Source organism: Apibacter sp. B3919, assembly GCF_026537405.1.
In the GTDB taxonomy this organism is placed as follows: domain Bacteria; phylum Bacteroidota; class Bacteroidia; order Flavobacteriales; family Weeksellaceae; genus Apibacter.
In genome coordinates, this window is record NZ_JAFNMG010000001.1 from 579,964 (window position 1) to 592,200 (window position 12,237).

The following is a 12,237-nucleotide window of genomic DNA, read 5'->3' on the forward strand; positions in this document are numbered from 1 at the left end:
TTCTAATTTATCCAATTGAACTTTGGAATGCTTTGGATTCTTCTTCTTTTGATAATTTTTTACCTGTATTAATTAATTTACATGCACATACTTTAAATTCGGGCATTTTGGAAACAGCATCTAAAGTTGATATTGTTAATTGATTCACCGAATGTTTTCCTCCCCAGTGATACGGTATAAATACGGTATCTTCTCTGATGGTTTCTACAACATTGGCAGGAACTATCATTTCTCCTCTTCGAGTTACTACTCGAATTAAATCACTATCTTGTATACCGTATTTTTGTGCCAGATTAGGATGTATTTCTAATAAAGGTTCAGGATATTGGTCCACCAATTTTCCGATCCTTCTGGTTTGCGTACCGCTTAGATATTGAGAAACAACCCGTCCTGTAGTTAAAATAATCGGATATTCTTCATCGGTCATTTCTGAAGATAATCGATAAGGAGCCGGATTGAAATGTGCTTTTCCATCAGGTGTTTTAAATTTATAATCTTCCCAAAGCCTTGGAGTACCCGGATGTCCTATTTCGGGACAAGGCCAAAAAACTCCCATTTCTTTTTCAATTCGATCGTAAGTTATTCCATAATAATCAGCTCTACTGTTTCTGGAAGCAATTCTCAATTCATTGAAAATTTCTTCGCTGTTTTTATACGGGAAATAAGATTCTACTCCTAACCTTCTGGCTAATTCCAAAATAATACTTGTATCGGTTCTGGCATCTCCCGGAGGGGTTACACATTGACGCACACGAACTACCCTTCCTTCTGCTGTGGTAACCGTACCTTCTTCTTCTTCCTGCAGGGATCCTGCTAAAACTAAATCGGCATAACGTGCGGTTTCACTTAAAAAGAAGTCTATGGCTACATAGAATTCTAATTTTTCTAAGGCAGAACGTACGTAATTATTATTAGGTAAAGAAACTAAAGGATTAAAGCAAATGGATATAAGTCCTTTGATTTCTCCTCTATGGATTGCCTCAATAATCTCCCAAGCACTGTATCCTTTGTGCGGTAAATCTTTTTCATCGATTCCCCATATTTCGGATACTACTTTTCTGTCTTCAGGATTTTCTATATCTCTGTTTCCGGGAAGTTGATCACATTTGTGTCCGTGCTCTCTACCTCCTTGTCCGTTTCCTTGACCTGTTATGGTACCATAACCACAATAAGGTTTTCCAAGTCTTCCGGTTGCCAACACTAAATTAATGCATCCAACTACATTATCTACCCCTTTGGAATGTTGCTCGATTCCTCTGGCATGTAATAAGAAGCTGGTTTTGGCTTTACCCCATATTTCGGCTGCTTTGCGTATTTTATCTGCTGAAACACCGGTTACCTCTTCAGCCCATTCTACCGTATGATCTTGAATTGACTGTAAGGTTTCTTCTAAACCTGAGGTGTGTTTTTCTATAAATTCATGGTCTACCCAATCATTGTCAAATAAGATTTTAAGTATAGCTCCGTATAAAGCAGAGTCTGTACCCGGACGTAAATCTAAATGTAAGTCTGCAGTTCTGGCAAACGGGGTGACTCTTGGATCGACTACCACTAACTTTGCACCGTTATCTCTGGCTTCCCAAAGTCGATAAGTTAAAGTAGGAAACGTTTCACTCACATTTGCTCCGGCTACCATGATAACTTCCGCATGTTTTAAATCTGCCCAACTGTTGGAAGATCGGTCCATTCCAAATGCTTTTTTATTTCCTGCACCGGCACTAACCATACAAAGTCTTCCGTTGTAGTCCAAATTAGCTGTTTTTAAAGCTACACGAGCAAATTTACCGATCATGTAACTCTTTTCATTGGTTAGTGAAACTCCTGAAAGCATAGCAAAGGCATTGTTTCCATATTGTCCTTGAATTCTATGAATTTCTGAAATTATCTTGTCAAATGAATCATCCCAAGAAATAGGCTTAAAACCTTCGTTTTCAACCCTTTGCATCGGATGAAGTAATCGATCCGGATGATTATCTTGTAGATAACGCTGAACTCCTTTTGGACAAAGTCTTCCTTCATTAAAAGGAAATTCTTTCCAAGGTTCGAATCCGATTACTTTATTATCTTTTACTTTTAGCTGAATACCACATTGCATTCCGCAAAAACAACAATGTGTTTTTACAAGTTTATCCGGATCTGAAATTCCTTTGAAACCTTCTTTTGGTGTATAATTTTTATGAGGTCCAAATTGCTCTATAATTTTATCTCCATCTACAGGTAATTTAGCCATATAATTAATTTTATTTTATCATTATAATTACTATAGTTTCTATTTTTTATCCGAAGAAACTACCGGATTCTTTTCTAGCTTTGAGGTGAGCGATTGCAAGGGCAGATCGTTTTCCTTCCGGGCTATAGTCTAAATGACTGCTACCGTCTTCTAAGGTAAAGTCAAATCCCAATTCTTTGGTAACAGTTTTAAGGTCATTAACGTGCATTTTGGTAGCAAATTCCTCTTTGGTGTGAGGACACACCGCCATACCTTGTCTTATACCTTCTGTTTTATATATATTGGCACCTAGTTGCGCCGGACGTTGGAATATGTGGAAAAATTTTCCAAACGGCATCCATACTAAAAATAATATCACAGTAACCGCGTGAGAAACTGACATGAATTGATTAGTTTTTCCGTCCAAATAGGTATAGTCGAAAACAATTCCTATTCCTGTTAATGATATGGCTATCAACAAAAGTAGCGGTAACCAATCTCCGTCAAATGTTTGCGTAGCTATTAAGCCTCCGTTGGTAAGCCTTCTTTTCATCATCATAATTGAACCGATGATAACTAATATAGAACACCAAACCAAAGCATGAAATACTAAAAAAGCAAAGAAAGATCCTAATTGAAAATCCATTACTTTAAAACCAAACATATGAGCTTCATAGGTGGACATTGAACCTGATTCTAAGGTAAAATGTATCCAACCGAAAGTTAGCGGAAAAGTTATACAAAATGCGATCAAACAACCGGTAGCTAACATAAAATGTCCTATCCATCGGGTTCGACCTCTCGGGTATATAAATTTTTGAAAAAGTATATTTTGACAAAATAATTTAAGCCCTCTTATTGCATAAGCGATAAAATGCTTACTGAAAAAAAACTGCCAAGAACGTCTCCAATACATTTTAGTTGGCGGACGTTGCAGCCAAATGGAATACCGATAGGTTACTCCAAATACACAAAAGACAGCTCCAAATAAATAGGCTATTAATGCGGCGTCAAAATTTTGAAGATTGCGCGAACCTATAAAAACTAAGGCAATAATTAAGAGTGTAGCAATAGTTGCTTTTAACAATGCCGGTTTATTAAGTGTACTAAATGATTTAAACATAATTTTTATGATTTATTTAGCTTGGTCTTTCAGCTCCTTTTCTTTGATAGTAATACCAATTTATAGCAGTTGCTAAAAGTGAAAATATAAGTATTCCCCAGAAAAAAGAATTTACACTTTTCAATCCTGAAGCTTTAGATGATTGTAATTCAGCTCCTATAATCATTGAAAATATAAACGGTCCGTAGGCTGCGATAGCTGCTGTCCATCCAATTACTCCTGCAGAATGTACCGGGTTATCTTTGAAAATGATAGGAAATTGTCTGAAAGTTCCCGCATTTCCCATTCCTGAGAAAAAGAATATGGTTAACATCATAGCTAAGAATAAAGGAAATTGATCTATGGAAGTCGGTGCTACCAATCCCATAGTAATCATAACTGCAATACAACCGGCAAATCCTAGACCTGTAATTGTTGTTAATACGGCTCCTCCTACTCTATCTGCAACGAATCCAAAAGCTACTCTACTGGCAGAACCGATTAATGGACCATAAAATGCATATTTTAACGGATCCGGAGCTCCCGGAAAGTCTCCATATAATGATTTTATCATTAACGGAAATGCTGCTGCAAGTCCGGAGAAAGTTCCGAATGTCATAAAATAGGTAATTGTACAAAACCAAGTATGTTTGATTTTGAAAATCCCTAATTGTTCTTTAAATGATGATTTTAAAGGGATGCTTCGTAAGCCAAACCAACAAACTAAAGTCATTATTATTAGTATCGGTGCATATATTAAAGCCGGGCTTTGTAGATAAATCGGTTTAGTCGTTACTTCATGAGTAATTGGATCGGTAGTTTTTAAAATTTCCGGAGCTCCTACAATGGCTACTCCCAGTAAAGCCGGAGTTAAAAATTGTACTATACTTACTCCAAAATTACCAATACCTGCTTGTACTCCTAAAGCTGTTCCTTTTAAACGAGCCGGGAAAAACATATTGGTTGAAGGCATAAAAGATGAAAAGTCTCCACCTCCGAATCCCATTGTAAAAGCCAATACAGCAAACACCCAAAATGGAGTTTCGGGATTCATTACTGCTAAAGCTATACCGATTACCGGTATTAATTTTATTAAGGTAGAAAATGTAACGGTATGTCTTGTCCCGTAAATTGGGATTAAGAAAGTATGGACAATACGTAAAGTTCCTGCTGCTAATCCAGGAAGTGAAGCTAACCAGAATAGCTCTTTTTCCGTAAAGTTAAAACCTATACCCGGAAGTTTAGTTACAATACCACTCATTAAATACCATACGATAAATGATAGTGTTAGGGATATTGTAGTTATTGTCAATGTTCTCCAAGCTATTTTCTTACCTGTAGATTCCCAAAAATTATTGTCTTCAGGCTTCCATTCTTTTAGCCATGTACCCATATTTGAATTTATTTTAAGTTATAATTTGATTCTTTTATTTTTTTTCTATATCATTATAAATTTCAGGCATTTTCTCACGAGTCATTTTTAATATTACTCTGTGCATACAAATTAGACAGGTTAATGAAATAATAAATATTAATATCCAAGAACTGGTCCACAATCCTGTATAATTAAGAAAATATCCAAAAATAATTGGTCCGATGAATCCTCCCAATCCACCGATAAGGCCTACCATGCCTCCTACCACTCCAACTTCATTAGGAAAATATTCAGGTATATGTTTGTAAACAGCTGCTTTTCCTATTCCCCAAGAAATTCCTATACATATTACCAATACTAAATAAACCCACATATTTGCATCAAAACTGATTTCAGTAATTCCTTTGGCTAATAAATCTTTTTTGTTAACCTGCTGGTTTTCTTTTACAACAATTTCTTGCCAAGATTCTTTAGTTGGAAATATATCTTTTTTCTTGTCTGCTCTATCTTCTTTTTCTTTAATTACATATTCTTTAGTATCAACAGTTACGCTATTTGCCGTAACTTTAGTTACTATTCCTTTTTTGGCTGCAGAAACTCCTTGTCCATCCGTATAAATATCCATTTTAGGGAACATTAATAAGAAACTTAATGCGACAGAAGAGCCTAATACCCAATACATAACTTTCCTTGCTCCAAATTTATCTGAAAGATATCCCCCAAAGGCTCTAATTACTCCTGAAGGAAGACTAAAGTAAGAAGCAAACATTCCTGCTACTACTAGAGACGTTCCATAAACGTTCATGAAGTTGGGAACCAACCATTGAGAATAAGCTACAAAAAAACCGAATACTAATAAATAATATAAACCGAAACGCCATACTCTCCCTTTTTTTAATGGAGATAACATCTGATTCAAATTTCTGGCATTTCCAGCCGGTTTTTTATTTTTTGCAAATAGTAAAAATAAAATTCCTATAACCAACAACACTGTTGCATAAGTTATCGGAAGCATTTTCCATCCGTTATCGGGATCATTTTTTGAAAAATAGTTTAAAAGAGTCGGTGCAAAAAAAGTGGTTAAAGCTGCTCCTGCATTCCCCATTCCAAAAATTCCCAAAGCTCTTCCTTGCCATTCTTTAGGATACCAAACAGAGGTATACCCTACTCCTATAGCAAAGCTTGTTCCTACAAATCCAAATAAAAAGCTTAATAAAGCAAATACCCAAAATGATTTGGCCATAGGCAGTAAAAATAAAGGAATGGAACAAAACAAAAGTAAACCTGCAAATACATATTTACCGCCGAATTTATCCGTTAAAATTCCGATAGGTAGTCGTAAAAGTGACCCTGTTAAAACAGGAATCCCCAACAGCCATCCCGTTTCTACCACAGAAAAATCAAATATGCCTTTATCTACTAAGTAAGTTACTAAAACACCATTGAGTGTCCAACAGGCAAAGCAAACCGTAAAGGCTAATGTATTTAAAAAAAGTATTTTGTGAGATTGAAGTAATTTAGTGCTCATTTAATAAAGTAGTTTAATAATAGTTAATAGTTGTATAATAGTTAATTGTTAGACTTCTAAGGTTGAATCCAAAACATATTTTTTAAAATCGTCTTTGATTTTATAAAATTTATGATGTAAAGGACAAGGGTTTTCTGAAGAACAATCTTTTAAACCTAAAAGGCATCGATTTATAGATTTTTCTCCATCAACTGCTATAACTATATCAGAAATCTTGATTTCCCCCAGTTCTCTGCTTAAAGTGAACCCGCCGTTTTTACCTTTCATTGAAAACAATAAACCTGCTTTAACCAATTGCTGCAAAATTTTAGCAGTAAATGGCCCGGGAGTGCCTAATGCTTCACTTACCTCTTTGACTTGACGCAAATTATCTACTGTACTGTTAGCACTTAGATATATCATAATTTTAATTGCGTATTCACTTGTTTTTGAAAACATTATTTTCTAATGCAGAAATTAAACATAGTTTTATTTCTACAAATATACAAATTAAAAAATTATAATAAGACTTTTATATCCTATTATCTTCAATATTTAAAAAGATTATAAATAACTGATTCATTTTCAATTTCTTAACTTAATATACCATTTAGTATTATTATGTTTTTTTAAGATATATGTATAATTATTTTATATTTATTTTACAATTTATATATTAATATTTACCTTAATTTAATTTATTATTCTGTAAATCAAGCGTTTTTATCTCATATAAATATTGATAATTTTCTATATAATAAAAGATATTTTTGTCCTTTATTATTTTTTTTATACCTTTGACACAATTTAAATATCTTGAAATTGTTTTCGAAGAGCTGTGAATATGCTATTAGAGCGACGATATTTGTTGGTGCGCAATCTTTCATAGGAAATAAACCGGGTTTGAAAGATATTTCCGCAGAAATTAATTCTCCGGAGGCGTTTACCGCTAAAATCTTACAAACTTTAGTTAGGCATCATATAATTACTTCCCATAAAGGACCTTCGGGTGGGTTTAGTATTCCTATTGATTCTTTATCGGAAATTAAAGTATACGACATTGTATCGGCTATTGATGGAGATTCAATTTTTACGGGATGTGCATTGGGATTACCCAAATGCTCGGAGAATCACCCTTGCCCTGCTCACCATAAATTTAAGGCTATTCGGAATCAATTACAAGATACTCTCCAATCAATCAGTATTGAAGATATGATTAGGGATGTAATTTCCGGTTTAACTTTTTTAAAAATAACAAATTAATTATAATATGGAACACAATTGGAACGCAACTATTGGAGAAATTGTAGCAGAAAATTATCAAACAGCTTCCGTTTTCTCAAAATACGGCATCGATTTTTGTTGTAAAGGAGACAGAACCATCGAACAAGCTTGTGATAAAAAATCAATTGATATCAAAGAATTGACCGATCAACTCAATGAAGCAATAGCTGTTCGTGAGGAAAACATTGATTTTAAATCTTGGCCGCCGGATTTATTGGCAGATTATATTGAAAAAATCCATCATCAATATATTCGTGAAAAAAGTCCCTCATTGTTAAAGTTTTTAAATAAAGTACAAAAAGTTCATGGTTTTAGGCATCCCGAATTAGTAGAAGTTTATCATTTATTTGAAGCCTCTGTAAACGATTTAGAAGCACATATACAAAAGGAGGAAAGAATTTTATTTCCTTTTATTCGTCAATTGAATGAAGCTAAAAATAAAAATTTACCCTTTGTAACTCCTCATTTTGGTACTGTACAAAATCCTATTGAGATGATGAAGCACGATCATGACATTGAAGGTGAACGATTTAAAAGAATTTGCGAATTAACTCAAAATTATACTCCACCCATGGAGGCTTGCAATACGTATCGTGTATCTTTTGCTATGCTGGATGAATTTGAGCAAAATTTACACAAACATATTCATTTGGAAAATAATATTTTATTTCCAAAAGCTATACAATTGGAATCTTCTTTGAACTGAGAATACAAACGATGATTAAAAAGTGGATTTTTGTAAGCTTTTTAAATGTATTTGTTGCCGGAGTTCTGGGATTTTTACTTAGGATATTTCAATACTATGAGGTACGTTTTCCATATGGTAATTTTTTACATACTCATTCTCATATTGCTATGTTGGGAGGATTGTATCAAATATATTATGTATTAATCTATCTGTATTTTATCCCTCAAAATAAAAAAAATTTATCTTCCTATTCTGCCTTATTTTGGATTACTCAATTAACTATTTTGGGAATGTTATTGAGCTTTCCTATTCAAGGCTATGGCTTGTTTTCTATATTGTTTTCCGTTATACATATTTTATGTTCTTATTATTTCTGCTTTATAACTTTTAAGAGTATTACTCAAGAGAATGACTTAAGTTCTATTTTTCTTAGATCTGCATTAACTTGTATGCTCATATCTTCTTTTGGTATTTGGGGACTGGGGATTACAATGGGAACATTAGGTAAGAACTCTGTATTGTATTCTATTTGCATACAATTTTATCTACATTTCCAAATCAACGGTTGGTTTTTATTGGGCTCTTTGGCTTTATTATTACGTTTGGTTTCAATAAAATCTTTAGGTGTTCCGCCTAAAATTGCCAGGTATTTTTATATTTTGATTTTAGGAGGTATACTTTTAACATTTGGCTTACCTCTTAGCTGGTATTTTCATTCGATTTATATTTATTTTGTATACTCTTTAGGGATTCTTTGTAACATTGCCGCTTTAGTATTGTATTTAAAGTATATTCATCCTTTTATTGTAAAAATTAGTAAGACAAATGATTATATCCTATCTCTTTTATATGGTTGTTTTGTTATTTCCTTTGTTGCAAAAAACGTTCTCCAACTGTTTCTTTTAGTACCGGAAATGGCTCAATTATCTCATGAAATTAAAAATTTACGTATAGGATTTATACATTTGGAAGTTCTTGGAATGTATACAACTTTAGCTGTTGTTTTACTCTTGATACAATGTCAATGGATTAACTGCAGAAATAATCTTATACAGATCGGTACTTTCTTCTTCTTACTTTTCTTCTTTATTTCGGAAAGTTTATTATTTATACAAGGATTTTACATTTATTTAGATAAAGGTTCAACTCCTTATTATTCTTGTGTTTTGTCTTGGATCAGCTTGTTATTTCCTTTAAGTTTTGGATTATATTTGATGTATTTATATCAAGCTAATCTTTCTTTAAAAAGCAATAGCCAAATCCAGTAAAGTATTGAATAATTAAAAATTAAAAAAGGGGTTAAAAAAGCAGAACTAACTTAGTATAGTAGCAACTAGTTTTCTATTTCCTCCTCTATTTCTAAATTCACATAAATATAAACCCTGCCAAGTTCCTAGATTAAGTTTTCCATTGGTTATTGGTATCGATACACTCGTTCCTGAAAGTATAGATTTAGCATGGGAAGGCATATCATCTTCCCCTTCATAAATATGGGTATAGTAAGGTTCTCCTTCTTTAACTAGATGATTAAAAATATTTTCTAAATCGAATCTGACATCGGGATCGGCATTTTCATTGATAGCTAAACCTGCAGATGTATGCTTAATAAAAAGATGGAGTATTCCGACCGGAGGAAGGTGCGGTAATTTATTGATTATTTCATCCGTGATCAAATGAAAACCTCTGGCTCGTTCTTTTAAAACAATTTCTATTTGAGATACCATCAGATTTATTGATTAAAAATTAATCGGTGTAATGTTCAATATATTTTTCATATTTGTCGAATATAATCTTAAACCATTCAGTATAATTAGAGGGATGCAAATCAATATCTTTTTTTAAATCTGTTAAGTTTATCCACTTTATAGACTCTACTTCCAAGGGATTGATAACTATTTCTCCATCGTATTGGCCTATGAAAACATAATCATATTCATGTTCAATAAGCCCGTCTCCTACCTCTGCTTTATAAATAAAATCGAACTTTTTGTGCAATTCACAATCAAATCCTAATTCTTCTTTAAGTCTCCGATGCGCTCCATCCATATAACTTTCACCAATTCTAGGATGGCTGCAACAAGTATTGGTCCATTTCAAAGAGGAATGATATTTTATTTTTGCTCTTTGTTGAATTAAAAGTTCCTTTTTTTTATTGAAAATAAATATTGAAAATGCTCGATGCAATTCACCTTTTATATGGGCTTCTTGCTTTTCCATTTCACCTACTATCTCATCTTTCTCATTCACTAAAACTACGTATTCTGTCATCTTTTCAAAAATTCTTCTATCTGTAACGAAATCCTTGCGGATTTATAAAGTTTTCTATATTATATCCTAAACCTACCAATAATCCATCACCTCCTTTTTTGAATACGTCTGTAATTCCAAAATTATAGCCAAAAGTAAAATTTAATCTGCCTAATTCTGCTTGTAAAAATGGTGTTACGGAAAGACCGCCGCTAACTTGAGAATCTTTGGCTGTCCTATAACTAACTCCTAAAGCAAAAGCATTGAAATCATCTTTATATTTGGCTTTCAAATTTAAATCCATCATTCTTTCGGAATTTGTATTTAAGCTCATCATAAATGAGGGTTCTAAAAAAAAGGATTCCACCAATTCCCAATTATAGCCTAAATTCAAATAATACCAAGAAGGTGAAGGTTCAATGGAGTTTACCACCGGTTTGTTTTTCCCTAAAGGTATGTCTTGTACAGAAACTCCTGCAAAAAAACCTTCGTAGGCTACAGACATCCCTAAATTCAGGTAAGGCAAAAATACAGATTTATCACCATATAATAGAGGATCATTCGCATCTTCCGGTCTCAATTTGGAATATTCAAATGATTGTGAAAAAAAACTGAACGAAGTACCGAATGAAAACTGACTTTCCGATCTGTTCTCTTCATCCGTTAAAGGAATATGATAGGCTCCAGAAATATTAGCTCCTGTTAGTGTAATCGGACCGTTTTCGTCCCTAAAAAAGTAAGCTCCCAATCCTACCCTGTCAAAAGCATTGAAATGGGTACTGATGGTTTGAGTATTCGGACTTTCATTAAAATTGCTAAATTGTTGATGATACGTAGCTTTTAATACAATATCATCAGTAGATCCAGTATATGACGGATTAATCAACACTTTATCCGACAAAAGATATTGTTGATCAAAAGGAATACTTTGTTGTCCATATAATTTTACTTTAGTTAGAAAAAATGATAGCATTAAAAATAAAAAAAGTCGAAATGATCTCATTAGCAATTATTAAATTAGAATCTAAATAAACGTTTATATATTGTACAAACTTACTAAAAAAAGAAATATTTTAAGTATTACTAATGTTTTAATTTTTTTTTCATCAATTTTTATTATTTATTCATTTAATATTATATTTTCTAATGCTTTATTCACTTTTTTTGGTAATTCCAATACTAAAAGATGGGATCCTTTTTCTACTATTTCAAGATGGGGTTGTTGGGTGGTAGCATAACTGGTATGTATCTTTTTAAATGGAAAAATAAGATCATTTGTTCCGTGAATTTGATATATTTTTTCACATTCTTTTTCGGGTAACCAATTTACAATTTGATCAATGGACCATTTAAAGTACTCTGAATTAAAATCTACCATAAATTCGTCTAACTTAATTTGATTTCTTTTTTGTTTTTTGGATGGTATCGTATTAAAATAGACGGATCTCATAAATGCATAAGAAAGCATTTTCTTTCCGGTAAAAAATTTCATGGGAAACCATTTTGCGAATTTAATTTTCTTTAAGATTTTAAATAATTCAGGAATTTGGATTTTATCTTTCATACTTGCTATCAGTATGGTTTTTTCCGGTTTCATAAACTTATTCATTTCTTGAACAATGACGCCTCCAAAAGAATAACCGACTAATATAAAAGGTTCGGATTGATCTATTTTTTCTGACATCTTTCGGACATAAGTAGATAAACTATCATTTTTTTCAGGAAGATGCCATTCAATATATATTTTTTCAAATCCTTCAGGTAGCCTAATGAATTTGAAACATTGACATTTTGCCCCTAATCCCGGAATGAAATATACTTTCAT

Annotated in this window: 12 protein-coding genes; 3 read left to right on the forward strand and 9 right to left on the reverse strand. The window is 32.8% G+C overall.

Translation table 11 applies throughout. The features are described from left to right. Positions 1 to 7 precede the first annotated feature (7 nt). From J3U20_RS02660 to J3U20_RS02680, 5 genes are read right to left on the reverse strand one after another with little or no spacing between them, the layout of a single operon-like run. A complete protein-coding gene (locus J3U20_RS02660; protein WP_160542292.1) occupies positions 8 to 2,230 on the reverse strand; it encodes a molybdopterin oxidoreductase family protein in 2,223 nt (740 codons plus the stop codon). A gap of 46 nt (positions 2,231 to 2,276) precedes the next feature. Then, positions 2,277 to 3,332 carry a respiratory nitrate reductase subunit gamma gene (locus tag J3U20_RS02665; protein WP_160542293.1) on the reverse strand — a complete coding sequence of 352 codons (1,056 nt, stop codon included), beginning with the start codon at positions 3,330 to 3,332 and terminating at the stop codon, positions 2,277 to 2,279. Positions 3,333 to 3,348: 16 nt separating this feature from the next. Continuing rightward, positions 3,349 to 4,704, reverse strand: a complete 1,356-nt coding sequence (locus tag J3U20_RS02670; RefSeq protein ID WP_160542294.1) for an MFS transporter — start codon at positions 4,702 to 4,704, stop codon at positions 3,349 to 3,351. A gap of 34 nt (positions 4,705 to 4,738) precedes the next feature. Beyond that, positions 4,739 to 6,214: an MFS transporter gene (locus tag J3U20_RS02675; protein ID WP_160542295.1), complete on the reverse strand. Its 1,476-nt coding sequence runs from the start codon at positions 6,212 to 6,214 to the stop codon at positions 4,739 to 4,741. 48 nt (positions 6,215 to 6,262) lie between these two features. Next, entirely contained in the window at positions 6,263 to 6,652 is a 390-nt protein-coding gene (locus J3U20_RS02680) for an RrF2 family transcriptional regulator (protein ID WP_105297385.1), read from the reverse strand. 363 nt (positions 6,653 to 7,015) lie between these two features. On the opposite strand from J3U20_RS02680, the gene J3U20_RS02685 reads away from it, so the two are divergent. From J3U20_RS02685 to J3U20_RS02695, 3 genes are read left to right on the forward strand one after another with little or no spacing between them, the layout of a single operon-like run. Further along, on the forward strand, positions 7,016 to 7,456 hold the full coding sequence (locus tag J3U20_RS02685) for an RrF2 family transcriptional regulator (RefSeq protein ID WP_160542296.1): 441 nt from the start codon (positions 7,016 to 7,018) through the stop codon (positions 7,454 to 7,456). A gap of 7 nt (positions 7,457 to 7,463) precedes the next feature. Beyond that, a complete protein-coding gene (gene ric / locus J3U20_RS02690) occupies positions 7,464 to 8,183 on the forward strand; it encodes an iron-sulfur cluster repair di-iron protein (protein WP_160542297.1) in 720 nt (239 codons plus the stop codon). 11 nt (positions 8,184 to 8,194) lie between these two features. Then, positions 8,195 to 9,433 (forward strand): hypothetical protein, encoded by a 1,239-nt coding sequence (locus J3U20_RS02695; protein ID WP_160542298.1) that lies wholly within the window; start codon positions 8,195 to 8,197, stop codon positions 9,431 to 9,433. 45 nt (positions 9,434 to 9,478) lie between these two features. On the opposite strand, the gene J3U20_RS02700 is transcribed toward J3U20_RS02695, so the two are convergent. The 4 genes from J3U20_RS02700 to J3U20_RS02715 form a co-directional block, all read right to left on the reverse strand. After that, positions 9,479 to 9,889, reverse strand: a complete 411-nt coding sequence (locus J3U20_RS02700) for a secondary thiamine-phosphate synthase enzyme YjbQ (RefSeq protein ID WP_160542299.1) — start codon at positions 9,887 to 9,889, stop codon at positions 9,479 to 9,481. Positions 9,890 to 9,908: 19 nt separating this feature from the next. After that, on the reverse strand, positions 9,909 to 10,433 hold the full coding sequence (gene idi, locus J3U20_RS02705) for an isopentenyl-diphosphate Delta-isomerase (RefSeq protein WP_160542300.1): 525 nt from the start codon (positions 10,431 to 10,433) through the stop codon (positions 9,909 to 9,911). A 16-nt stretch (positions 10,434 to 10,449) separates the two neighbouring features. After that, positions 10,450 to 11,415: a PorP/SprF family type IX secretion system membrane protein gene (locus J3U20_RS02710; protein WP_160542301.1), complete on the reverse strand. Its 966-nt coding sequence runs from the start codon at positions 11,413 to 11,415 to the stop codon at positions 10,450 to 10,452. Positions 11,416 to 11,532: 117 nt separating this feature from the next. Then, entirely contained in the window at positions 11,533 to 12,237 is a 705-nt protein-coding gene (locus J3U20_RS02715; RefSeq protein WP_160542302.1) for an alpha/beta hydrolase, read from the reverse strand.

Bases quoted from the DNA above. Each gene is read 5' to 3' on its own strand.
- J3U20_RS02660 (WP_160542292.1), bottom strand. From the start codon at position 2,230: ATGGCTAAATTACCTGTAGATGGAGATAAAATTATAGAGCAATTTGGA.
- J3U20_RS02665 (WP_160542293.1), bottom strand. From the start codon at position 3,332: ATGTTTAAATCATTTAGTACACTTAATAAACCGGCATTGTTAAAAGCA.
- J3U20_RS02670 (WP_160542294.1), bottom strand. From the start codon at position 4,704: ATGGGTACATGGCTAAAAGAATGGAAGCCTGAAGACAATAATTTTTGG.
- J3U20_RS02675 (WP_160542295.1), bottom strand. From the start codon at position 6,214: ATGAGCACTAAATTACTTCAATCTCACAAAATACTTTTTTTAAATACA.
- J3U20_RS02680 (WP_105297385.1), bottom strand. From the start codon at position 6,652: ATGTTTTCAAAAACAAGTGAATACGCAATTAAAATTATGATATATCTA.
- ric (WP_160542297.1), top strand. From the start codon at position 7,464: ATGGAACACAATTGGAACGCAACTATTGGAGAAATTGTAGCAGAAAAT.
- J3U20_RS02695 (WP_160542298.1), top strand. From the start codon at position 8,195: ATGATTAAAAAGTGGATTTTTGTAAGCTTTTTAAATGTATTTGTTGCC.
- J3U20_RS02700 (WP_160542299.1), bottom strand. From the start codon at position 9,889: ATGGTATCTCAAATAGAAATTGTTTTAAAAGAACGAGCCAGAGGTTTT.
- idi (WP_160542300.1), bottom strand. From the start codon at position 10,433: ATGACAGAATACGTAGTTTTAGTGAATGAGAAAGATGAGATAGTAGGT.
- J3U20_RS02710 (WP_160542301.1), bottom strand. From the start codon at position 11,415: ATGAGATCATTTCGACTTTTTTTATTTTTAATGCTATCATTTTTTCTA.
- J3U20_RS02715 (WP_160542302.1), bottom strand. From the start codon at position 12,237: ATGAAAGTATATTTCATTCCGGGATTAGGGGCAAAATGTCAATGTTTC.